The organism is Streptomyces sp. NPDC014907 (genome assembly GCF_055562975.1).
Window position 1 is genome coordinate 338,789 of the sequence record NZ_JBVHEG010000004.1, and the last position, 22,058, is coordinate 360,846.

At 72.9% G+C, this 22,058-nt stretch carries 23 protein-coding genes and 3 pseudogenes; 15 read left to right on the plus strand and 11 right to left on the minus strand.

What is annotated here, in order from left to right:
• Positions 1-49: 49 nt before the first annotated feature.
• A complete protein-coding gene (locus ACZ3IL_RS13720) occupies positions 50-649 on the minus strand; it encodes an HD domain-containing protein (RefSeq protein ID WP_467389871.1) in 600 nt (199 codons plus the stop codon).
• 30 nt (positions 650-679) lie between these two features.
• Positions 680-1,384 (minus strand): DUF2470 domain-containing protein, encoded by a 705-nt coding sequence (locus ACZ3IL_RS13725; RefSeq protein ID WP_467389873.1) that lies wholly within the window; start codon positions 1,382-1,384, stop codon positions 680-682.
• Positions 1,385-1,524: 140 nt separating this feature from the next.
• Between ACZ3IL_RS13725 and ACZ3IL_RS13730 the strand changes: the two genes are divergently transcribed.
• Genes ACZ3IL_RS13730 through meaB form a run of 3 tightly spaced genes read left to right on the plus strand, consistent with a single transcriptional unit; the run spans position 1,525 to position 6,490 of the window.
• Positions 1,525-3,339, plus strand: coding sequence for a methylmalonyl-CoA mutase family protein (locus ACZ3IL_RS13730; protein WP_467389875.1), 1,815 nt, complete (start codon positions 1,525-1,527; stop codon positions 3,337-3,339).
• Complete coding sequence (scpA, locus tag ACZ3IL_RS13735; protein WP_467389877.1) at positions 3,336-5,510, plus strand: methylmalonyl-CoA mutase; 2,175 nt, start codon at positions 3,336-3,338, stop codon at positions 5,508-5,510. Before ACZ3IL_RS13730 ends, scpA begins: the two co-directional genes overlap by 4 nt.
• A complete protein-coding gene (meaB, locus tag ACZ3IL_RS13740) occupies positions 5,507-6,490 on the plus strand; it encodes a methylmalonyl Co-A mutase-associated GTPase MeaB (RefSeq protein ID WP_467389879.1) in 984 nt (327 codons plus the stop codon). Before scpA ends, meaB begins: the two co-directional genes overlap by 4 nt.
• Before the next feature lie 133 nt (positions 6,491-6,623).
• Here meaB and ACZ3IL_RS13745 read toward each other — a convergent pair whose 3' ends face one another.
• From ACZ3IL_RS13745 to ACZ3IL_RS13755, 3 genes are all read right to left on the minus strand, one after another.
• The gene (locus tag ACZ3IL_RS13745; RefSeq protein WP_467389881.1) at positions 6,624-6,965 is read right to left on the minus strand and encodes a GNAT family N-acetyltransferase; all 342 of its coding nucleotides are present in this window, start codon (positions 6,963-6,965) and stop codon (positions 6,624-6,626) included.
• A 396-nt stretch (positions 6,966-7,361) separates the two neighbouring features.
• Positions 7,362-7,736, minus strand: a complete 375-nt coding sequence (locus ACZ3IL_RS13750) for a hypothetical protein (RefSeq protein ID WP_467389883.1) — start codon at positions 7,734-7,736, stop codon at positions 7,362-7,364.
• 181 nt (positions 7,737-7,917) lie between these two features.
• A complete protein-coding gene (locus tag ACZ3IL_RS13755) occupies positions 7,918-8,307 on the minus strand; it encodes an ArsR/SmtB family transcription factor (protein WP_467390472.1) in 390 nt (129 codons plus the stop codon).
• A 244-nt stretch (positions 8,308-8,551) separates the two neighbouring features.
• On the opposite strand from ACZ3IL_RS13755, the gene ACZ3IL_RS13760 reads away from it, so the two are divergent.
• Positions 8,552-9,157 (plus strand): TIGR03086 family metal-binding protein, encoded by a 606-nt coding sequence (locus ACZ3IL_RS13760; RefSeq protein WP_467389884.1) that lies wholly within the window; start codon positions 8,552-8,554, stop codon positions 9,155-9,157.
• 110 nt (positions 9,158-9,267) lie between these two features.
• Here the strand turns inward: ACZ3IL_RS13760 and ACZ3IL_RS13765 are convergent, their stop codons facing one another.
• Entirely contained in the window at positions 9,268-9,759 is a 492-nt protein-coding gene (locus ACZ3IL_RS13765; RefSeq protein ID WP_467389886.1) for an FBP domain-containing protein, read from the minus strand.
• 84 nt (positions 9,760-9,843) lie between these two features.
• Between ACZ3IL_RS13765 and ACZ3IL_RS13770 the strand changes: the two genes are divergently transcribed.
• The 3 genes from ACZ3IL_RS13770 (at position 9,844) to ACZ3IL_RS13780 (ending at position 12,156) form a co-directional block, all read left to right on the plus strand.
• A complete protein-coding gene (locus ACZ3IL_RS13770; RefSeq protein ID WP_467389888.1) occupies positions 9,844-10,419 on the plus strand; it encodes a TetR/AcrR family transcriptional regulator in 576 nt (191 codons plus the stop codon).
• Between the two features lie 200 nt (positions 10,420-10,619).
• Positions 10,620-11,498, plus strand: coding sequence for an SDR family NAD(P)-dependent oxidoreductase (locus ACZ3IL_RS13775; protein WP_467389890.1), 879 nt, complete (start codon positions 10,620-10,622; stop codon positions 11,496-11,498).
• Between the two features lie 88 nt (positions 11,499-11,586).
• The gene (locus tag ACZ3IL_RS13780; RefSeq protein ID WP_467389892.1) at positions 11,587-12,156 is read left to right on the plus strand and encodes a TetR/AcrR family transcriptional regulator; all 570 of its coding nucleotides are present in this window, start codon (positions 11,587-11,589) and stop codon (positions 12,154-12,156) included.
• Positions 12,157-12,202: 46 nt separating this feature from the next.
• Here ACZ3IL_RS13780 and ACZ3IL_RS13785 read toward each other — a convergent pair.
• Positions 12,203-12,525: pseudogene (locus ACZ3IL_RS13785) on the minus strand (MGH1-like glycoside hydrolase domain-containing protein); the annotation flags it as partial.
• A gap of 5 nt (positions 12,526-12,530) precedes the next feature.
• Here ACZ3IL_RS13785 and ACZ3IL_RS13790 point away from each other — a divergent pair.
• From ACZ3IL_RS13790 to ACZ3IL_RS13815, 6 genes and pseudogenes are all read left to right on the plus strand, one after another.
• Positions 12,531-13,015: pseudogene (locus ACZ3IL_RS13790) on the plus strand (cellulosome protein); the annotation flags it as partial.
• Between the two features lie 425 nt (positions 13,016-13,440).
• Positions 13,441-13,638, plus strand: coding sequence for a hypothetical protein (locus ACZ3IL_RS13795; protein WP_467389894.1), 198 nt, complete (start codon positions 13,441-13,443; stop codon positions 13,636-13,638).
• A gap of 212 nt (positions 13,639-13,850) precedes the next feature.
• Complete coding sequence (locus tag ACZ3IL_RS13800) at positions 13,851-14,498, plus strand: DUF6518 family protein (protein ID WP_467389896.1); 648 nt, start codon at positions 13,851-13,853, stop codon at positions 14,496-14,498.
• Between the two features lie 241 nt (positions 14,499-14,739).
• A complete protein-coding gene (locus ACZ3IL_RS13805) occupies positions 14,740-15,255 on the plus strand; it encodes a hypothetical protein (RefSeq protein WP_467389898.1) in 516 nt (171 codons plus the stop codon).
• Positions 15,256-15,412: 157 nt separating this feature from the next.
• Positions 15,413-15,640, plus strand: a complete 228-nt coding sequence (locus ACZ3IL_RS13810) for a hypothetical protein (RefSeq protein WP_467389902.1) — start codon at positions 15,413-15,415, stop codon at positions 15,638-15,640.
• 1,053 nt (positions 15,641-16,693) lie between these two features.
• Positions 16,694-17,173, plus strand: a complete 480-nt coding sequence (locus tag ACZ3IL_RS13815; protein ID WP_467389904.1) for a hypothetical protein — start codon at positions 16,694-16,696, stop codon at positions 17,171-17,173.
• Positions 17,174-17,514: 341 nt separating this feature from the next.
• Here ACZ3IL_RS13815 and ACZ3IL_RS13820 read toward each other — a convergent pair whose 3' ends face one another.
• Positions 17,515-18,219 (minus strand): response regulator, encoded by a 705-nt coding sequence (locus ACZ3IL_RS13820; protein WP_467389906.1) that lies wholly within the window; start codon positions 18,217-18,219, stop codon positions 17,515-17,517.
• A 37-nt stretch (positions 18,220-18,256) separates the two neighbouring features.
• On the minus strand, positions 18,257-19,435 hold the full coding sequence (locus ACZ3IL_RS13825) for a sensor histidine kinase (protein ID WP_467389908.1): 1,179 nt from the start codon (positions 19,433-19,435) through the stop codon (positions 18,257-18,259).
• 437 nt (positions 19,436-19,872) lie between these two features.
• Between ACZ3IL_RS13825 and ACZ3IL_RS13830 the strand changes: the two genes are divergently transcribed.
• Positions 19,873-20,034 carry a hypothetical protein gene (locus tag ACZ3IL_RS13830; protein WP_467390496.1) on the plus strand — a complete coding sequence of 54 codons (162 nt, stop codon included), beginning with the start codon at positions 19,873-19,875 and terminating at the stop codon, positions 20,032-20,034.
• 201 nt (positions 20,035-20,235) lie between these two features.
• On the opposite strand, the pseudogene ACZ3IL_RS13835 reads toward ACZ3IL_RS13830, so the two are convergent.
• A pseudogene (locus ACZ3IL_RS13835) lies at positions 20,236-20,394 on the minus strand (pirin family protein); the annotation flags it as partial.
• Positions 20,395-20,486: 92 nt separating this feature from the next.
• Here ACZ3IL_RS13835 and ACZ3IL_RS13840 point away from each other — a divergent pair.
• Entirely contained in the window at positions 20,487-21,641 is a 1,155-nt protein-coding gene (locus tag ACZ3IL_RS13840) for a tyrosine-type recombinase/integrase (protein WP_467389910.1), read from the plus strand.
• A 60-nt stretch (positions 21,642-21,701) separates the two neighbouring features.
• Here ACZ3IL_RS13840 and ACZ3IL_RS13845 read toward each other — a convergent pair whose 3' ends face one another.
• On the minus strand, positions 21,702-21,878 hold the full coding sequence (locus tag ACZ3IL_RS13845) for a helix-turn-helix domain-containing protein (RefSeq protein WP_467389912.1): 177 nt from the start codon (positions 21,876-21,878) through the stop codon (positions 21,702-21,704).
• Between the last annotated feature and the right edge of the window lie 180 nt (positions 21,879-22,058).

Below are 22,058 nucleotides of genomic sequence, written 5' to 3' on the forward strand. Positions count from 1 at the left end.
GGTCTGTCCGGCTCCCGGGATGGGTTCCCGTGAGCCGGGTCACACCGCGTCAGGGGGTCCGGTCCGCTCCCGGGGCCGGAGCGACCTCCGGGACCGGGCCGCCCTCCAGGGCCGGAGCGACCTCCAGGGCCGGAGCGTCCTCCGGGGCCGGGCCGTCCGGTCCGCCCAGGAGGCCGGGGTTGACCACCCGCAGGATCGTCGCGACGCGTCCGGGGCCGGCGGCGGGCCGGAGGACGGCCCGGGCCGCGCGGCACTTGGCGGCGAGCCGTTCCCGCTGGGCGGGCGGCAGGGCGGCGGTCCGGTCGGGCCGGCCGTTGTGCGCGTTGCCGGCGATCTTCACGAGGGTGGCGCCGGGGTCCTCCGCGATCCGGCGGATCTTCTCCCCGTACGACGTGCCCGGCCGGTTGGTGACGGCTTCGACGAGACCGGCGCCCCGGTCCGGGACTCCGGCGGCGCGCAGCCGTTCCGCCGTCCACTGCGCGTCCTCGATGACGTCGTGCGGCAGTCCGGCCACGGCCGGTTCGCGGCCGAGCGGTTCCGGGCCGGCCGCGACCGCGCGGACGTGTTCGACGTACGGGACGCCGGCCTCGTCGGCCTGTCCGGCGTGCGCGCGGCGGGCCGGCGCGTCCGCCTCGGCGAGAGTCCTCATGCCCCCATCATCGCGGACGCGCCGGACCGTTCAGGCCGGCAGTCGGTGGGGGTGGGAGGACCGGCGGGCCGCCGAGAGGAGGGCGTGGAGGCGGGAGCCGATCCGGTCGGCATCGGTGACGGGCGTGGGGAAGGGCAGGCGGACGTCCTGGTGGGAGCCGGGGCGTTCCAGGCGCAGGGTGATGCCGTAGCGGTCCATGGCGACGGGGAGGGCGCGGACCGTGTCCCGGCCGGGGCGCGGCCGGACGAGGCGGAGCAGCAGGGGGACGAGTTCGGCGTGGTCGTCGACCAGGTGGGTGAGCAGGGCCGCCTCGCGGACGGCCAGCGGGTCGGGTTCGGCCGCCCGGAGTTCGCCGAGCGGGACGAACGTGCGCCCGTCGGCGTCCTCCAGGAGGGCCTGGCCGAACTCCATGCAGGTGCTCCGGGCCTCCCCGGGTGCGTAGGGGGCGTCGAGGATGCCCGTCAGGGTGACGCGGGCCCGGAGGCGTTCGCGGACCGGGGTGGGGGCGATGTCGGTGAGTTCGAGGCGCACGGGGACGCGTCCGGGCCGTCCGGCGGGGCAGTCCTCCGACGGGTCGTGCAGGTGGATGCGGCCCATCGGTCCCGTGCCGTCGAGGCGGTGCACCTCCTCCTCGCGGCCGTCGGTGACGACGGTCATGGAGTGCGCCGCGGCGAGGACCGAGAGCACGCGTTCGGCGGGGGCGGGACGGGCGGCGCGGGTGCTGGGGGGACGCATGCGGGTTCTCCCGGGGCAGGGGACGGAAAGGCCGGAACTCGAACTTAGGTAAGCCTAACCTAATTCACCACGGGTGAAGAGAAGAAGGTCACAGTCGCGCGCCCTCCTGCTCTCTTGTCGATCTCCCCTAGCATCCGAGCATGACGGTCCTGCCTGACGACGGGCTTCCCCTGGCGTCCGAATTCCCAGACGTGCCCCATGAGCGGTGGCAAAACCTCGTGGCGGGCGTCCTGCGCAAATCGGGCAAGGAGCTCTCCGGCCCCGCCGCCGAGGACTCCCTGTCCACCCTGCTGGAGGACGGACTCGACACGCGTCCGCTGTACACCGCGCGCGACACCGCGCCCGACCCCGGCCTCCCCGGCTTCGCGCCCTTCGTGCGCGGCGGCCGGGCCGAGGGCAACACGGCCGGCGGCTGGGACGTGCGCCAGCGCCACGTCACGGCCGACAACGAGGCCGTCCTCTCCGACCTGGAGAACGGCGCCACGTCCCTGTGGCTGGGCGTCGGCGGCACCGGCATCCCGGTCGACTCCCTGGACAAGACGCTCGAAGGCGTCTACCTGGACCTCGCGCCCGTCGTCCTCGACGCGGGCGGGGAGACGGCCGCCGCCGCCGAGCGCCTCTTCCGGCTGTACGAGGAGCGGGGCGTCGCCCCCGGGGCGGTCCGGGGCAACCTGGGCGCGGACCCGCTGGGCCACGAGGCCCGTACGGGCCGGCAGGCCTACGACCTCGCGTCCGCCACCGGTCTCGCGCGCCGCTGCGCCGACGGGTACCCGGGCCTGCGGGCCCTGACCGTGGACGCCCTGCCGTACCACGAGGCCGGCGGCTCGGCCGCGCAGGAGCTGGGCTGCTCGCTCGCGACGGGCGTGGCCTACCTGCGCGGCCTGACCGGGGCCGGGGCGGACGTCGCGGAGGCCTGCGGGCAGATCGAGTTCCGCTACGCGGCCACCGCCGACCAGTTCCTGACGATCGCCAAGCTCCGCGCGGCACGCCGGCTCTGGGCCCGGGTGGCCGAGGCCTCCGGCGCCCCGGAGGCGGGCGCGCAGCGCCAGCACGTGGTGACCTCGCCGGTGATGATGACGCGCCGCGACCCGTGGGTGAACATGCTGCGCACCACGATCGCCACGCTCGCCGCCGGGGTCGGCGGCGCGGACAGCGTCACCGTGCTCCCCTTCGACGACGCGCTCGGCCTGCCGGACGCGTTCGCCCGCCGCATCGCCCGCAACACCTCCACCGTCCTCATCGAGGAGTCCCACCTCGCCCGGGTGATCGACCCGGCCGGCGGCTCCTGGTACGTGGAACGGCTCACCGACGAACTGGCCCACGCCGCCTGGGAGTTCTTCCGCACCATCGAGCGGGAGGGCGGCCAGGCGGCCGCCCTGCGCTCCGGTTTCGTCGGCGAGCGCCTGGCCGGGACCTGGGCCGCCCGGAGCGAGAAGCTGGCCACCCGCCGCGAACCGATCACCGGCGTCAGCGAGTTCCCGCACCTCGCGGAGAAGCCGGTCGAGCGCGTCCCCGCGCCCGAACCACCCTCCGGGGGCCTGCCCCGCGTCCGGCGCGACGAGGCGTACGAGGTGCTGCGCGCCCGTTCCGACGCCCACCTCGCGGCGACCGGCGCCCGGCCCCGGGTCTACCTGGCCGCGCTCGGCCCGGCCGCCGCGCACTCGGCCCGGCTGACGTTCGCCGCCAACCTCTTCCAGGCCGGCGGCATCGAGCCCGTCACCGGGGGCACGTTCGAGGAGAGCGGCGCCCGCGAGGCCTGCCTCTGCTCCAGCGACGCGCTGTACGAGGAGCGGGCGGAGGCCGCCGCCGGGGAGCTGCGCGCGGCGGGGGCGGAGCACGTCCTCCTCGCCGGCCGCCCCGCCCGGTACGCCGGTGTCGACACGTATCTCTTCGCGGGCTGCGACGCCGTCGCCCTCCTCTCCACCGCCCTCGACCGCATGGGAGTGTCCCGATGACCGTCCCCGACTTCTCCGGGATCGAACTCGGGGCCCCCACCGCCGCCGGCGGCCCCGACGAGTGGCACGAGGCCGTCAGGAGGGCGACGGGCGGCGACGAACCGCTCTGGGAGACCCCGGAGGGCATCGGCGTCAAGCCGCTCTACACCGGCCGTGACCTGGAGGGCCTGGACTTCCTGGACACCTACCCCGGTGTGGCGCCGTACCTGCGCGGCCCGTACCCGACGATGTACGTCAACCAGCCCTGGACGATCCGCCAGTACGCGGGCTTCTCCACCGCCGAGGAGTCGAACGCCTTCTACCGGCGCAACCTGGCGGCCGGGCAGAAGGGCCTGTCGGTCGCCTTCGACCTGCCGACCCACCGCGGCTACGACAGCGACCACCCGCGCGTCACCGGCGACGTCGGCATGGCGGGCGTCGCCATCGACTCGATCTACGACATGCGGCAGCTCTTCGACGGCATCCCGCTGGACCGCATGACGGTGTCGATGACGATGAACGGCGCCGTCCTGCCGGTCCTCGCGCTCTACATCGTGGCCGCCGAGGAGCAGGGCGTACCGCCCGAGAAGCTGGCCGGGACCATCCAGAACGACATCCTCAAGGAGTTCATGGTCCGCAACACGTACATCTATCCGCCCGGCCCGTCGATGCGGATCATCTCCGACATCTTCGCCTACACCTCGCGCCGGATGCCGCGCTACAACTCGATCTCCATCTCGGGCTACCACATCCAGGAGGCGGGCGCGACGGCCGACCTGGAGCTGGCGTACACGCTCGCGGACGGCGTCGAGTACATCCGCGCGGGCCGCGCGGCCGGGCTCGACGTGGACGCGTTCGCACCGCGCCTGTCGTTCTTCTGGGCGATCGGCATGAACTTCTTCATGGAGGTCGCCAAGCTGCGCGCGGCCCGTCTCCTGTGGGCCAAGCTGGTCCGGCAGTTCGACCCGAAGAACGACAAGTCCCTCTCCCTGCGCACCCATTCGCAGACCTCGGGCTGGTCGCTGACCGCGCAGGACGTGTTCAACAACGTCACCCGCACCTGTGTGGAGGCGATGGCCGCGACCCAGGGCCACACCCAGTCGCTGCACACCAACGCGCTCGACGAGGCCCTCGCCCTGCCGACCGACTTCTCGGCGCGCATCGCCCGCAACACCCAGCTCCTCCTCCAGCAGGAGTCGGGCACCGGCCGGGTCATCGACCCGTGGGGCGGCAGCGCGTACGTGGAACGGCTGACCTACGACCTCGCCCGCCGCGCCTGGCGGCACATCCAGGAGGTCGAGGCGGCCGGCGGCATGGCGAAGGCCATCGACGCCGGCATCCCCAAGCTGCGCGTGGAGGAGGCCGCAGCCCGCACCCAGGCCCGGATCGACTCCGGCCGGCAGCCGGTGATCGGCGTCAACAAGTACCGGGTGGAGACCGACGAGCAGATCGAGGTGCTCAAGGTCGACAACTCGTCGGTGCGCGCCCAGCAGATCGCCAAGCTGCGGAGGCTGCGCGAGGAGCGGGACGAGACCGCCTGCCGGAACGCGCTCGACGCGCTCACCCGCGCGGCGGGCGGCGACGGCAACCTCCTCGAACTGGCCGTGGAGGCCGCCCGCGCGAAGGCCACCGTCGGCGAGATCTCGGACGCCCTGGAGAAGGTGTACGGGCGCCACGCGGGCCAGATCCGTACCATCTCCGGTGTGTACCGCAACGAAGCAGGCCAGTCCCCTTCCGTGGAGCGGACCCGGACCCTGGTGGACGCCTTCGGCGAGGCCGAGGGGCGCCGTCCGCGCATCCTGGTCGCCAAGATGGGCCAGGACGGCCACGACCGCGGCCAGAAGGTGATCGCCACGGCCTTCGCCGACCTGGGCTTCGACGTGGACGTCGGCCCGCTGTTCCAGACCCCGGCCGAGGTGGCCCGCCAGGCCGTCGAGGCGGACGTGCACATCGTCGGGGTCTCCTCGCTCGCCGCCGGTCACCTCACCCTCGTGCCGGCGCTCCGGGAGGAGCTGGCGGCGGAGGGCCGCGAGGACATCATGATCGTGGTCGGCGGGGTGATTCCCCCGCAGGACGTGGCGACGCTCCTGGAGATGGGCGCGGCGGCGGTCTTCCCGCCCGGCACCGTCATCCCGGACGCGGCCCACGACCTGGTGACGCGCCTCGCCGCCGGCCTCGGGCACGACCTGTGATCGGACTCGACACGTACGTGAAGGGGGTGCTCGACGGGAAGCGCGCGCTGATCGCCCGGGCGATCACCCTCGTCGAGTCCACCCGTCCCCAGCACCGGGCGCTCGCCCAGGAGCTGCTGACCGCGCTGCTGCCGCACAACGGCCGGGCGGTGCGGATCGGGATCAGCGGGGTGCCCGGGGTGGGCAAGTCGACCTTCATCGACGCGTTCGGGACGATGCTGACCGGGCTCGGCCACCGGGTGGCGGTCCTCGCCGTGGACCCGTCGTCGAGCCGTACGGGCGGCTCCATCCTCGGCGACAAGACGCGGATGGAGCGCCTCGCGGTCGACCCGGCGGCCTTCGTCCGCCCCTCCCCCACCGCCGGCACGCTCGGCGGGGTCGCGAAGGCGACCCGGGAGTCGATCGTCGTCATGGAGGCGGCGGGGTACGACGTGGTCCTGGTGGAGACGGTGGGCGTCGGCCAGTCGGAGACGGCCGTCGCCAACATGGTCGACTCGTTCCTGCTGCTCACCCTGGCCCGCACGGGCGATCAGCTCCAGGGCATCAAGAAGGGCGTCCTGGAGCTGGCCGACGTGGTCGCCGTCAACAAGGCGGACGGCCCGCACGAGCGCGACGCGCGGGCCGCCGCACGCGAACTGGCGGGCGCGCTGCGGCTGATGCACGGCGCCGACGCGTTCTGGACGCCGCCGGTGCTCAGCTGCAGCGCCCGGGAGTCGTCGGGCCTCGACGAGGTGTGGGGCCGGCTCCAGCGGCACCGCGCCCTGCTCGACTCGACCGGCCGCCTCACGGCCAAGCGCCAGGAGCAGCAGGTCGACTGGGTCTGGACGATGGTCCGCGAGGACCTCCTCCACCGGCTGCACACGGACCCGGCGGTCCGGGAGCTGGCGCCCGCCCTGGAGCGGAGCGTGAGGGACGGCGGGCTGACGGCGACGCTGGCCGCCGAACGCATTCTGAAGGCCTTCGGGGAGCGGGGCGACTGACGGTCCTGCGCCGGCCCGCCGGAGGGCGGGGCCGGCGCTCCGGAAGGCAGGACCGGCGCTCCGGGGGTGCGTGCGGCAGGGACGTGCTCCCGGCGGAGGCGTACTCCCCCGCCGGGAGCACGTCCCTGCGTGATCAGCGTCCCAGCAGGCCGTCGAGCCACTCCGTGACCTCGGGCGTCACGGGGTCGGTGATGTCGGCGAACTCCCCGTGCTTCTCCAGGAACTTCGCCACGTACGGGCAGACCGGGACGATGCGCATCCCGGAGGCGCGGACGTCGGCGAGGGCCTGTGCGACGAGGATCGCGGCCAGGCCCCGGCCGGCGTGGGCGTCGTCGATCTCGGTGTGGAAGAAGACCCGCCGGTCGTCGCGGTCGCGGTAGGCCGTCAGGCCGGCGCGCTCGCCGTCGACGAGGATCTCGTAGCGGTGCCGGGCGTCCACCCGGCGGACGACGGGAGGAGCGGACTGCTGGGTCACGCGAGTGCCTTTCGGGCGGTGGGACGGGACGCGAGCCGCCGGAACGGCGGGACGGACGGCGTTCCGGGCCGCCGCGCGAGAAGGGCGGCGCCGGCCGGCCTCCGCCCCCCGGTGGAGGCCGGTGGAGGCGACCGGACAGGTGGTGCGGGTCACCGTCACCGCCGTCACCACCGCACCACACCCGGCCGGTCCGGCCCGGCCCGGCTCCGGAAAACGATCTTTCCCATCATACGGTCGGCGCGCGGTCCCGCCGGTCGCGGAGGTGCGGGGGCCGGAGGACCGGACCGCCCCTCCGTGACCGGGCCGCGCACCGGCCGGGCGTTCAGACTTCGGAAACTCCCTTTGTAGGGAATTTCAAATTTTCGCAAGTCTTGGGCACGCGTACGGGGAAGGAGGTCAGACCTCCATCTCCTCCTCGACGCGGCGCAGCTGGTGCCGGGCCATGGCGAGGTTGGCCTTGTGCTTGTCGAGGACGAGGTAGAGGAAGAGATCGGTCTTGCCCCGCCCCTTCCCGAGGGTGATGAGGTGGTACTGGTTGCCCAGGGTGATGAGGATGTCGTCGATCCGCTCCTGGAGGCCGAGGAGTTCCATGGTGTGGAGCTTGGCCCGGATCACATCGGTGTTCCCCGCGACCGCGACCTGGACGTCGAAGTCGCGCCCGCCGCCCAGGGCCCCCAGGGTCATGCCGCTGGTGTAGTCGCCCACCGCGGCGGCGAGACTGCCCTCCACCCGGGTCATGATCTCCTTGAGGGAGACTTCCACGTTCGCCATCGGCTGCCGCCTTCCGTCGTGAGGGTGCCGGACGCCTCGCGCGCCCGACGACGTGACGCTACCCACCCCGTCCGTCCGGCGGGGGCGCTTTGGCCGAACGCACGGGCGCGGAGGGGGTCATGGGCCGGTTCGCGCCGCGTCCACGGCCGGTCCGCGCCCCGCCCGCCGGCGGGGCTCCGGGTCAACCGCGGCCCGCGCCCCCGTCCCGCCGGGCCGGCACGGCGGCCGGGCCGGACGGCCGGCGGGCCGAGGCGTCGAGGTCCGCGAGCAGCGCGGCCTGGCCCTGGAGCACTCCGGTGAGGATGCTGCGCGCGACCCGGAGGAGTTCCGCGACCTCGTCGCTCACCAGGCGGTAGTACACGCTGACGCCCTCGCGGCGCGCCAGGACGAGGTTCGACCTCCGCAGCACGGCCAGTTGCTGGGAGAGCGCCGCGGGCTCCACGCCCATCTCCGTCAGCAGTTCGGAGACGGCGTGCTCGCGGACGCTGAGGAGCTCCAGGACCCGGATGCGGGCCGGGTGGCCGAGGGTCTTGAAGAACTCGGCCTTCAACTGGTAGAGCGGCGTGCTCACCTCGGTGGCCGGTTCGCCGTCCGTCGCCCTGGGCGCGCGTGCTGGCACGGTGGGACCCCTCCCTGGCTACGGGCGGCCGTCACCGGTCCGCCGGATGCTGTCGCCCCCACGATCCCAGACTCCCGCGCCCCGGCGCACCGGGCTCCGGGCTCCGGGCTCCGGGGACGGGAGCCTCCCGGTCCGGGGGGCGGGAGCCGGGCGGGGCAGAGCGATGAGTTCCGGGCGGCCCGGCGGTCTGCCCCGTATGGAGAACACCACACGCGTCGAACCGATCGACCTGGGACCGGCCGCGCGGCGCGTCGCGCGGCTCGCGGAGGGCATCGCCGACGAGCGGCTCGGCGACCCCACGCCCTGCTCCGCGTACGCGGTACGGGAGGTGCTCGCCCATCTCGCCGGGCTGAGCGTCTCCTTCCGCGACGCGGCCCGCAAACGGTTCGGGCCGACGACCGACACGCCGCCCGGCTCCTCCCTCCCCGTGCTGGCCGACGACTGGCGGACGGCCCTCCCGGAGGCGCTGGACGAGCTGGTCGCCGCCTGGCGGGAACCGGAGGCCCGGGAGGGAGACACGCGGGCGGGCGGCGTCGGCCTGCCGGCCGCCGTGATGGGCCGGGTCGCCCTCGACGAGCTGCTGATCCACGGCTGGGACCTGGCGCGGGCGAGCGGGCAGGCGTACGAGGCAGGCGAGGAGGAGCTGCGGGTCGCGGAGGCCCTGCTGACTCCGGCCGACGACGCGTCCGGCGAGGGGTTCTTCGGCCCGGTCGTCGCGGTGCCGCGGGACGCCCCGCTCCTGGACCGCGTGATCGGTCTCAGCGGACGCCGGCCCGACTGGCGCCCCGACCGGGCCCTCTGACCGGGGCCCCGGCGGCGGCGCGGCGGGCCGGAGGCGGGCGGCGCCACGGCGGGCCGGACGCGTGCGGCGCCAGGGCGAGGGGGGAGGCGGGCCCGGGTGCGGCTTCGGGGTCAGGCGGTCACCTTGGCGATGAACGCGGCGAGGTTCCCCACGGTCCGCTCGACCTTCTCCCGCGGGGTGAGCGACTCGTGGAGGCGCGCGCCGACGCCCGCGTCCTTCTTCCCCCGGACGTAGAGGGAGCAGGCCAGGTCGCTGCACATGTAGACGCCGACCGAGTCGCCCTGCTGCCCGGCTTTCCCGGACCTGGGCGCGACCATCAGGGAGACTCCGCCGGTGTGGGTGGTCACGCACACCGAGCACATGCTGCGCCGCGCCTGCCAGGAGCCGGCGCCGGAGGAGCGCAGCCGCAGGGCGACCGGGCGGCCGTCCAGCTCGGTCACGAGGTGGGCCCGGTCCGGGGCCTGGGGGTCTCGCCAGCCCAGGAAGTCCAGGTCGTCCCAGGGCTGTCCGTCCAGGTCGCGCGGAACGTTCAGGCGCCTGGCCTCGCCCTTCGTGCAGTTCACGAACGCGCTTCGGATCTCTTGCTCGGTCAGGGGCTTCATGAGGAACACGCTAATTTGCCTAATACAATTAGGCAAATGCATAATCAGCGAAGGCAAGGGTGGGAAGCGAACGGGAGGCCGGGGATGACGAAGCGTGCGGGACTGACCACGGAGCGCCTGGTGCGCGCGGGGGCGGAGCTGGCCGACGAGATCGGCTTCGAGCGGACGACTCCCGCCGCCCTCGCCCGGCGGGTCGGCGTGAAGACCGCCAGCCTGTACTCGCACGTGAAGAACGCCCACGACCTCAAGACGGGGATCGCCCTGCTCGCCCTGGAGGAACTCGCCGACGCGGTGTCCGCCGCGGTGGCCGGACGGGCGGGCGGGGACGCCCTCACCGCGTTCGCGAACGCCTACCGCGACTACGCCCGCCGGCATCCGGGGCGCTTCGCCGCGGCCCGGTTCCCGCTCGACCCCCCGACGGCGGCGGCGAGCGCCGGTGTCCGGCACGCCGCGATGACGCGGGCGGTCCTGCGCGGGTACGGCCTGGCCGAGCCGCACCAGACGCACGCGGTACGGCTCCTGGGCAGCGTCTTCAGTGGCTACGTCGAGCTGGAGGCGGCCGGCGGGTTCAGTCACAGCGCCCCCGATTCGCAGGAGAGCTGGACCGCGATCCTCGACGCGCTCGACGCCCTGCTGCGCACCTGGCCCACCGCCTCCTGACCCGCGCCACCACCGGGTACCACCCGAACCCCGGCCGTACGGCGGTCCACCACCCGGCCGGACACGGGAGGCGGCCGGAACGCGGCCGGCCCGGCGACCGCCCCGGCGCGCGACCCGCACCCCAAACGGATTACCTATCCGGATCTGTTACGGTACAGCCGACCGGATAAGTTATCCGCGCATGGGGAGAGGGGTGGGCGATGAAGCGGACGGCGATCGTCACGGCGGGAACGGCGGGAATCGGGCTGGAGACCGCCGTGGGGCTGGCCGGGGCGGGATTCGCGGTCACCGTGGTCGGGCGCGACGCCGAACGCGGGGCCCGCGCGCTCGAAAGGATCGACTCCACGGCGCCCGCGCACCGCGCCCGGTTCCTGGCCGCCGATCTCGCCTCGCTCACGGAGGTCCGCGCCCTCGCCGCCAGGATCGCCGCGGACGGGCCGCCGACCGTACTGGTCAACAACATCGGAGCGATGTTCCCGCGCCGGCGGGACTCGGTCGACGGGATCGAGGCCTCGTTCGCCGTGAACCACCTCTCGCCGTACCTGCTGACCGAACTGCTGCTGCCGGCCCTGCGGGCCGGCGCGCCGAGCCGGATCGTGAACGTCACCTCGGGCGCGGTCACCGTGGCCAAGCGCGTCTTCGACGCCGTCGAGCCGCCGGGCGGCTACTACGGTTTCCACTGGTACGGCCGTGCCAAACTCGCCCACCTCGCCTACACGCTGGACCTGGCGGACCGGCTCGACGGCGAGGGCGTCTCGGTCTTCGCGGCGGACCCCGGCGGGGCCGCCACGGACATGACCGACGGCACCATGAACGACCCCCGCATCGTCTCGCCGGGGCTGCGACTGCTCTGGCCGCTGGTCCGGCGCACGTTCGCGCGCTCGACCTCGGGCCCCGCGTCCACGGCGGCCAGGCCCTCGGTCTTCGCGGCGACCGACCGCTCGCTCACCGGCCGGACCGGCATCGTCATCGGCCCCGGGGCGACCCCGGTCGCTCCCTTCCCGGCGGCGACGGACCCGCGCGTCGCCGAAGCGGTGCGCCGCCTCAGCGAACGCCTCGCACCGGTCGGGACCGCGTGAGGAACGGACGCCCGGGACGGTGGACCGCCGGTCCACCGGGCCCGCGTCCCCCGGCGGGAGGGACGCACCGGGTCGTTAGACTTCCCGCATGCCGACCGCTCCCCGACGCAAGGACGCCACCCGCAACAGGGAACGGATCATCGCCGTGGCTCGCGACCTGGTGGACGGGGGCGCGCCCCTGCAGCTCAACGACATCGCCCGCCGCGCCGGCATGGGCGTCGGCACGGTCTACCGCCACTTCCCCACCGCGGAGGCCCTGCTGGAGACCGTCGCCACCCCCGGCCTGGAGGCGCTCGCCGCCCACGGGCGGCGGGCACTGGCCGACGACGACCCGGGACGCGCCCTCGCCGGCTTCCTGACCCGCACCGTCGAGGCCCAGGCCACCGACGCGTCCCTGTCGCCGGTCACCGCCGCACCGGCGGACGCCCTGCCCCGCACCACCGAGCTGAAGCAGGACCTGGCGTCAGCCGGCGACCGGTTGTTCCGGCGCGCCCGCGACGCCGGGGTCCTGCGGGCGGACGTCACCGCCGGCGACCTGGTGCCGCTGATGTGCGGTGTCGCGTACGCCGCGAACGTCCACGGAACCCCGGAGGCCCGCGCCGAGACGGCCCGCCGGTACCTCGTCGTCCTGCTGGAAGGCATGCTGGTCCCCCGTTGACACGCCGTCCGGCGGGTCGGACGCCGGCCGTCCGCGACGACTCCGCGCGCCGGAGCTCGTGGGCTTCGGCGAGGAGCAGATAGCCGCTCGCGGTCCAGGTGTAGGCACGGTCGCGCAGCCCCGCGCCGGTGAGGGCGTCGAAGTTCTCCGCGAGGCGGTGGTGACCGGCGCGGCGCAGACCGTCCTCCACGAGCACGGTGGACGGGGCCCAGATGGGTCCCCGCCAGTAGCCGTCGGGACGTAGTGCGGCGAAGCGGGCCGTTCGGTGGCCAGGCCGTGCGGTGTCGGATGCCTTTCGAGTCCTTCGGCGAGTTCGGCCCCGACGTCCTCGGGCAAGTGCTCGCCCAGCGCGATCGGCATCAGGCCGAGGGAGGCTGGCTCCGGACGCGCGGATCGCGGCCCCCACACCTCGCGGCTCTTCGGCCGGGCCAGGGGCTTCCTCCCGTACGCCAAGGACAACGACGTCGTACCGGACGTGATGTCCTGGCACGAACTGTCGTCACCCGCCGCCGTCCGCACGAACGCGGCCAGGTACCGGGGAGGGGGGAAGGAGACCGGGATCGGCCCGCTGCCGGTCAACGTCAACGAGTACGGCCACGACTACCACCTGCCGGTGCCGGGCCAGGTCGTCCAGTGGGTCTCCGCCGTCGAGGAGTCGAAGATCGACGCCGACCCGGCGTACTGGAACATCGACGGCGACCTCGACGACTCGGCGGTCGAGGCCAACAGGGGCAACGGCCAGTGGTGGCTGTTCGACGCCTACGGCCAGATGTCCGGGCACACGGTGAAGTGGCCTTCACGGCGGAGGAGCTGCGGACTTCGACGGCGCCGCCCGCATCCCGCGGTCGCCCACACCATGCTGGCCGGCGTCCCGCCCCGGCACACCCGGCTGCGCAAACTGGTGACCAGGGCGTTCACCACCGGGGCCGTCGCACGGCTGCGCCCCTTCATCGCCCGGACCACCGACGAACTGCTGGACCGGTGGCCCGCCGGCGCCCCGTTCGACTTCATGGCCGGCCTGGCCGTACCCCTGCCGGTCGCGGTCATCTGCGAACTCCTCGGAGTGCCGCGGGCCGACCGGCCCGACGTCCGGCGCTGGTCCGCCCAGCTCTTCGCGGCAGGGGAACCCGATGCCATCGACGCCTCCTCGTACACGGTGGCCGACCGCATGACGCACCTCATCGCCACCAAGCGCCGACCCCCGGCAGCTCCCTCCTCGACCGGCTCGTCGCCGCTCGTGTCGAAGGCGACCACCTGAGCGAGGAGGAGCTGGTCTCCCTGGCCGTGCTGCTGCTCGTGGCCGGACACGAGACCACCACCAACGCCCTCGGCGCACCCCCGGCCAGGGCCGAGACGGAGACCGTCCTGCGCGCCGTGCCCGCCCGGTTCCCCGGAATCCGGCTCGCCGTACCGGCCGACCGACTCGCCCGGCGGCACACCCGTCTCGTTCGCGGTCCGGCCTCGCTTCCCGTCCTGGCGTAACGACTGGGTCCGGGCCGGGCCGGGTCGGCCGGGTCCGGGCCGGCCCGCCAGGGGTGCCGGCGAGAACGCTGTCACCAGCCGCGGACGCCGACGGCAACCCGGCGGGGCCGGAGTGGAGCAGGTCACGGGAACGCACCGCCGGCACCGCGCATCCTTACAGCTGCACCAAGAAGTGCGAGCCACGCGGCCCCGGCAGAAAAGTGAGCACCACCATGAGCGCGTCCCCCGTCACCACCTCAGTGCCCGACGCGAGGGGAAGGACCTGGGCCGGCGCGACGGCGTCGGCGCTCGCCGGGGGACTCCTCCTCGGCGTCCTGACCAATCTGGCCCAGGGCTGGCTTCCGGGTGCGTGGAACCAGATCGCCAACTCCGGTGGGGTCTGGTCCGTCGCCGCGTTCGTCGCGGGCGCGCTGTCGGCCCGGCGGGGCGGCCTGCCGGTGGCCGCCGTCGCGGGCCTCCTCGCCGAGTCCGGTCTCGTCGTCGGCTACTACGGCTACGCGGAGGTCGCGCGCGACGGCATGGGCTCCCTGTTCGCTCCCCTCGTCTGGCTCGGGATGGCGTTCATCGCCGGCCCCCTCTTCGGTGCGGCGGGGCGGGCGTGGCGGGGCGCCGATCCGCGCCGCCGCGTCGCCGGCCTTGCCGCCCTGGCGGGCGTCTTCGGCACGGAAGCCATCCACTACGCCTGGGTCCTGCACTACGGCGCCCAGGCGTGGGTCTGCCTCGCCGTTCTGGTACTCGTGCCGCTGCTCATGGGCCGCACCCTCAGGGAACGCGTACTGACCCTCCTGACCGCCGTTCCCTTTTCGCTCCTGGCCTACCTCGTCTTCTACGAACTGATCCTGACGACGCTCCTCGGCTGAGAACGCACGGGCGGCGGGGAGCGCCCTCGTGCCCATCGGGGCAGCGCCGCACCAGCTGACTCCGCATGCCGGCCCACGGCACCGCGTACCTCCCCACCGCCCGCCCCTCGTCGCCTCCAAGAAAGCTGACGCGGCCGGGCCCCAGAGGCAAAACCGCAGGTGACGGCAGAGGAGCCGGTCCGCGACGCGGATACAATCCACCGGTTCGAAGCGGTTTCACGGGAAAAAGGGGGTGGGCGGGATGGACGGCGCGACAGAGCGGAAAGGCGCTCGGGAGCTGGATGCCGACGAAGGGGGCAGGCTCGCGGCACGCTGGTGGCAGTGGGCGTTTTCCGCACCCGACGAGCACAGCCCGGTACTGGACGAGACGGGCGAGTTCGCCGACTGGCGGCAACCCGAAGACGTCTGGTTCCTGGCGGGGACCTACGGCGGACGGGTAGTACGGCGTTGCTCCCTCCCCGCCGACCGCCCGGTCTTCTTCCCCGTCTTCAACACGCAGCGCCCCGCCCTCCTCTCGTCGCGTCCGGCGGTGATGAACGTCGCCAGGGCCACGGCGTTCCTGAACGGGGCCCCGCTGGCACTGCGCGAGTACACGTCACCGCGGTTCCGCGTGAGGCTGGTGCCCAGGGTCGCCTGGGGCCTGTGGTCGTCCCTGGCCCCGCTGACTCCGGGACAGTACGTCCTGGAGATCAAGGCGGACACGGGCGACGGCTTCTGGGTCGACACCACGTACCACCTCACTGTCGCCGCTTCCTGACACCCGGCGGGGGCCGCGTGCCCGCCGTACCCCTCCGTGGAGGCCTTCATCGCCCCGGCCGCCCCGTGTACGGATTCCCCGGGGGCACGGGGAAGGGGAGACGGCCGGGCAGCGCCCCCTCCTCCACGAGGGTCGCCGGGTCCATAGACTTCAGCACGTGGACAACACCTTCCGATGCACCCACTGCGGCACCGTCGGCCTGGAACCCGGGTTCGTCGAGGACTCCGGCCAGAGCTCCCGCGGCTATGCCCGCTGGATTCAGGGAGTCCTCGAGAAGGGTCCCTTCGGTGGTGCCAAGCGCCTGGGAAGGCCGACCTGGCAGATCGACGCCTACCGGTGCCCCGACTGCGCCCACCTCGAACTCTTCGCGACCTCCCGCGTCTGAGGCTTTCCAGGGGCTCCGGCCGATGCCGCCCGGCTGCGGCCGGGGCTTCTGGGCCCGAGCAACGGCCTGCCGTGGAGCGGTACCGCCGGGGCTCCCGTCCGCGCCGCCCCCTTCCCGCGCACCCCGCCCGCTCGGAACCGTGCGTGGCTGACGCCGAGGACCACGAAGGACATCCGCCGGCCCGACCGCAGACTTTCCCAGGTCAGCGCACTCGTCCGCGCGGTTTCAGCGGAACGGTGGGCAGCTCGGGAGCGGGCAGGCGGGCGCCGTCGTAGCCGTGCACACCGCCGAAACCCCGAAGGCATGGCCGTCCACGGCTTCCGCCGCTTCTTCGCCTCCGACCGCCTCACCCACACCCTCCCCCTCACCGACGTCGCGGAATGGACGGGCCACCGCAGCCTCGCGCCACCTTCAGGACCTACCGCCACCTCATGCCCGGGTCGATCGGCCGCGCCGCCCAGGTCCTGGGCACCAGCCTCGCCGCCCGGGTGGTGCCGGAGGCCCCTTCGCGGCCCGAGGGTGGGAAGGGACCGGCGGCCGGCGCTCGGGCGCCGCCACCGGGAGCCGATCGCGCGGCGGTGGCGGCGCGGTTGCCGCGTGAGGAAACGGAGGGCGGAACCGGACGCGTCGACACCCGACGGGTGGACAAGCACGGGAAGCCTCTGGCGGAAACGGCTCTCCTGGCCGAAGACCCGTCCACCAGATGGCTCCACCACGTTGCCGACTCGACTTCCCCATGCCGGCAGCAGGTTGAGAAGGCTCAATTCCCGGCTCGGAAGACCGGGGCGCCGACGAGCCGGCGGCCCGGCGCATGCCGCGTATCGGTCCGGGTCAACCCCAGCCTCTACCGCAGGAGTTGCAGACACCGCGGGTCTAGGACGAGGAGGGGACCGCGATGTTCAACCCCTCGTGGGACGAAGTCGACGCCAGGTCACCGTACGTTCGTCAACCGGCACCACGGCGCCGGGGCAGGTCCTTCGGCCGCCGGGGCCGCGGAATACAGGGACCCGACGGGGGAACCGGCTCGTACTCATGGGAAGGGAAGGACACGGGATGAACACACGCAAGGTGAATCTCCGTAACCTGCGCAAGCGTGGAGGCCTCCTCACGCCGAACGTGGGCAGGCGCATGATGCTGGGCGCGGTGGCGCTCGCCGCGACGGCCACCGCCGCACTGGGACCGGCGGCCGTCGCGTCGCCGTCGAACGTCGGTGCGGCCGCGACCGGGGCCTGCACGAAGTGGCGCGACATTCAGAGCCGTGGCAACACCGTGGGCGTGAAGTACCGGGAGTGCGACCGGTACAGCGGCCTGAACACGCAGACCAAGGCCCAGTTCTACATCTGGGACAACCGGCACGACGGCAAGATCGCGCAGGTCTACACGGCCACGGGATCCAAACTGAACGGCGTGTGGTACCAGTCCTGGGAGAAGTACTACGCCTGGGGCAACGAGTCCCACCACAGCCCGCTCGTGGACACGGGCTGGCACAAGGGCCACAACGTGGTGGTGCTGCTCAAGGCCGTTCGGGGCTGATCCGGGGCCGGGAGGCGCCGGCACCACGCCTTCCCGGGAGAGCGCGCTGTTTTCGCTTCGCGGTCTTCCGTGACGCCGGTTCCCGGGACCCGACCGTGGTCCCGGGAACCGGCGTCGTCGCCCGGGCGGGTTCGGATACCGACGCGGCCGGAGGCGCTGGGCAGGACCGGGCGACGGAGTGAGCGAGAGAGGCGCGGGCCGTGTGCGCGGAGGACGGCTGTCGCTCCGCACAGGGGCGGGCCGGTAGCCGGTGCGACAACCGTCGCGGTGCCGGACCCCCGCGCGCCGCGTTCCGGTGTCCGATCGCGAACCCCGGGTACGGCCCGCCGCGCTCCGGCCGCTCACACGGTTGGTCCGCCCCCACTGGGTGGATCGGCCCGAGTCGTGCGGGCCGGGGAGACGAGGCCGCTCTCGTAGGCCACGACGACGGCCTGGGCGCGGCTTGCCAGTCCGAGCTTGGACATCACGCGGTTGAGGTGGCTTTTGACGGTGGCGATGGTCACCACCAGCCGCTGGGCGATCTGCTCGTTGGTCAGGCCCTGTCCGACCAGTTGCAGGACGTCGGTCTCGCGGTCGGTGAGTTCGGCGAGGGAGACGGGCCGTTCCCGCTTCGACTCCGGCCGGTGGGCGAAGGTCTCGACGAGCCGGCGGGTGACGGTGGGGGCGAAGAGCATCTCGCCCTCGGCGATCAGGGCGACGGCGGCGAGGAGGCGTTCGGGCGGGGTGTCCTTGAGGAGGAAGCCGCTGGCGCCGGCCCGGAGGGCCGTGAAGACGTACTCGTCGAGGTCGAAGACGGTCAGCATGACCACCTTCGGCTTGGGTTCGCTCGCGTCGGCGAGGATGCGCTCCAGGGCGGTGATGCCGCTGACGCCGGGAAGCCGGATGTCCATCAGGATCACGTCCGGACGCGTGGCGGCGGCGAGCGTGACCGCCTCCTCTCCCGTGGCGGCCTGTCCGACCACCTCGAAGCCCGGCGCGGCCGCGGCCAGAGCCGCGAGCCCCGCCCGGATCAGTACCTGGTCGTCCACGATCAGCAGCCGTGTCATCGCCGCCGCCTCCCCCGGTGTGTGCGGGGGTAGGTGGTCATCCGCCCCCGGTGGTGTCGAGCGGGGCCAGCGGGATGGTGAAGACGACCTCGAACCCTCCACCGGCGCGAGGAGCGGCCCGCAACGACCCGCCGTAGAGTCTCACCCGTTCGCGCATCCCGAGCAAGCCGAGCCCGCTGGACGGCAGGGCCGCGACCGAGGCGGTCCCGCCCCGGTCGCTGACTTCGCCCGTCAGCCGGTCCGCTTCGAAGCCCAGCTCCACACGGACCCGGGCTCCCCGGCCGGCGTGCCTGACCGTGTTGGTCAACGCCTCCTGAACGATGCGGTAGGCGCACAGGTCCACCCCTGAGGGCAGCGCTCGCCGTGATCCTGTCACCGTCAGCGTGACGTCGAGGCCTGCCGCACGGGCGCGCTCCGCCAGTTCGTCCAGGCGCTCCAGACCGGGCGAGGAGCGGTAGAGCGGGTCGGGATCGACGGCGTCGGGGGCGGGATCGACGGCATCGGGGTCCGTGCGCAGCACTCCGAGCAGGCCGCGCATCTCTTCCAGGGCCTCCCGGCTGCTCGTGCCGATCGACACCACCGCCTTCCGGGCGGCCTCGGGGTCGGAGGAGAACACGAAATCGGCCAGTCCCGCCTGGACCGCCAGTGCCGACAGGTGGTGGGCGACGACGTCGTGGAGTTCTCGGGCGATGCGCAGTCTCTCCCCCGCGATCGCGTGCCGGGCGCGCAGTTCTTGCTCCTGCCGCAGCTGGACGGTCAGCTCGGCGAGTTGGATGTTGCGTTCGGCGAGGTGGTTGTTGCTGGTGGCCCACGACCACACGACACCCACCCCCACGACGGACTGTCCGACCGCCAGTTCGATCGTCAGTGGGGCTGTCAGGCCGCTCATCACCCATGTCGCAGCGGTCACGGCCGCCGCCCATACGGGCCGCCGCGCCGGATCGTGCCGGATCACCGTGTAGCAGAGGAGGAGGGGAGCCCAGAGATTCGCCGACGGCTGGAATCCCGCCACGGTGTAGACGGCGAACGCGCCGTGAGAGACGGCGAACGCCGCCCTGGGGACACGTCCCCGTACCGCCAGAGGAAGATTCACCGCCAGGCTGAGTCCGATGGCGAGGGGACCGAAGGGTGGCCATCCCTTGTCGCGGTAAGTGGCCTCGTAGCCCTGCCGGCCGTAGACGATGGTCAGCGTCGCCAGGACACACGCCAGAACCACGTCGATCACCAGCGGATCGACCCGCGTCCGCCCTCTGCCCGTTCGCACCCCCCGCAGGGTAGTCGCGCCCGCCGGAGAGGTCGTCAACCCCTGGGTTGAGCCCGGAGCCGACGGTGGGGCCCCGTCCGGCCGTGAGGGAGCGCCCTCCCCCCATTCCGGCCGCCCGGCAATCGAGCGATCCGAGATCCGCGACAGCGGTCGCCGGCCGACAGCGGAACGCACCCGGCTCGTCCCCCCCTTGCGCCGTGACCGCCGCCCCCCCGGCGGACAGCGGCGGATACACCGCGGGTGTGAGGGGCCTGCGCGCTACCGCGCCGGTTGCAGTCCTGATGCCCACCCCTGGGTGGACGACGGCGCTCCGGCCGGTTCCTACGCTGAACAGGCCGGCACGAGGAAGTGTTCCCCCGCATCGGCGGGCCGGAAGGGGGCGGTTACCCATGGATCTGCTGCTCTACGTGGTCGTTACTTTCGGGCTGTGGTTCCTCGGCTTCGTCGCCCTCGTCGTGGGGGTGGGCGTGCTCCTGTGGAAGTCGGGCGACCGCGGGGGCGGGCACGGCCCGGGGGGAGGCTTCCCCGGCGGTGGTTCGGCGGGATTCTGAGCCGGCGGAAGCCGGCCGGGGACCAGGCGTCGCGGTCGTCCCGGCCCGCCCGGCCACCCTCGTGGGGTCAAGCGCCGGCTCCGACCACATGGCGGCGCTCGGCGATCGCCCCTGCCCCGGGGCACGGGCCAGGCATGCCGGATCGCCTGCGTGGTCATCGAACGAAGGGTTGCCGACTCCCGCACGGGGCGCCTGTCGGCACACTCGTCCGCGCGGCTTCAGCGGAACGGTGGGCAGCTCGGGAGCGGGCAGGCGGGCGCCGTCGCAGCCGTGCGCCTCGCCGAAGCGCGTGCCGTTCTCCCCGTCGTTCCGCGCCCGCGCGATCTCGTCGCCGGATCGGGCGACGAAGTTCCACCACATAGCACGGATTTACCGTTTCACCCCAGCTCAGGGGCTTGATCGACCATCCGGGGTCAGCAAAAGGTCAGCAAGGCGCCCGGGAGTCGACAAACATGGCCACCATCAACCTCGTCCGCGGCACGGGAAGCTTCTTCAAGGAGTGCGAGCACACCGAGAGCCGGTGGTCGAGGTGTCCGCACGAGTACAAGATCCGCCACCGCAACGCGGCCGGACAGCAGGCCGAGGAATCCGGCTTCTCCACCCAGGAAAGGGCCAAGGCCCGCCTCGCCGAGGTGTACCAGGCCCGGAAGAACAATCCGCAGAATCAGCGCAAGGCCGAACGCATCCAGAAGTACGGACCGATGCGGTTCGAGGAGTACGTCACCGAGGGGAAGGCCGGCCGGCGCGACCTCAGCGCCGGCTCCCTGCGGCACCTCGACCCACTGCTCGTCCACCACCTCTATCCCGCCTTCCGGAGCCGCCGGATGGGCACCTTCGACCACAAGGTCGTCGAAGCCTTCGTCCAGACCATGGAGCGCAACGGTGTCGGCCTGGCCACCCAGTCCAACGCCTTCGACACACTCAAGTCGATCCTGCTGGACGCCCACCGGCTCGGCCTCTACGACGACGATCCGCTCGACGGCGTCAAGCCCCCGCAGTACGACCCCAAGCGCGCCGTCATCCCCTCCCCCTCCCAAATCCACGGCATACGCACCGCCGGTGACGACGTGTTCCGCCTCGTCGCCGACCTCATGAGCGGCTGCGGTATGCGCAACGGCGAAGCACTGGCCGTCAGCATCAACAACATCGTGGCCGACGACGTGTACCGGATCACCGAACAGGTCAACCAGACAACGAAGACCTACGCGCCCCTCAAACACCGCAGGGCCGGAGACTACCGCGACGTCCCGCTCCCGGCTCGGGTCAAGCACTCCATCGAGTGGTACGCGGACACGTACGGCACCCTCGACGGCTACCTGCTCCGAAACCCGCGAGACCTGACCGTGCCGATGCCCAACCACCACATCGGGAACCAGTGGAGGCGCATCAAGAAGGACGGCCTCGTCGAAATCCCCGAAGGCATGGTCGTCTACGGCCTCCGCCACTTCTTCGCCTCCAACTGCCTCACCCACAACATCCCCATCACCGACGTCGCGGAATGGATGGGCCACCGCAGCCTCGACATCACCTTCAAGATCTACCGCCACCTCATGCCCGGCTCGATCGGTCGCGCCGCCCAGGTCCTGGACACCAGCCTTGCCGCCTGAACGCGCATGGCCCCCTCCTTTTCCAAGGAGGGGGCCATGCACACATCCGATCGAGAGACTTCAATCCCCCGACAGTCGCTGCTGTTTCACCCAGGCTTGAACCTCAGCCGCCTTGAACTGAAGCTTGGCGTTACGCCCGCACCCGAACCTGTACGGAACGAGGCCCGCGCGAGCGGCTTCGCGATACACCCATGGCACCGACATGTTCAGATAGTTCGCGGTTTCCTTGACGCTCATGAAATTCTGCCCCATGGGGTCCCTCTCGACGGCAGCCGGCATCTGCCGGAAAGAATCACCCACAGAGAACCGCTTGGCCGAACCGAGATCCTGTGCTATCGAAGCCCTGAACAGCCGCAGTTCATCAAGGCGCGGAGGTCCTGGAAGACGCCGTGCGGGCGGCCCAGTGTGGCCCGGAAG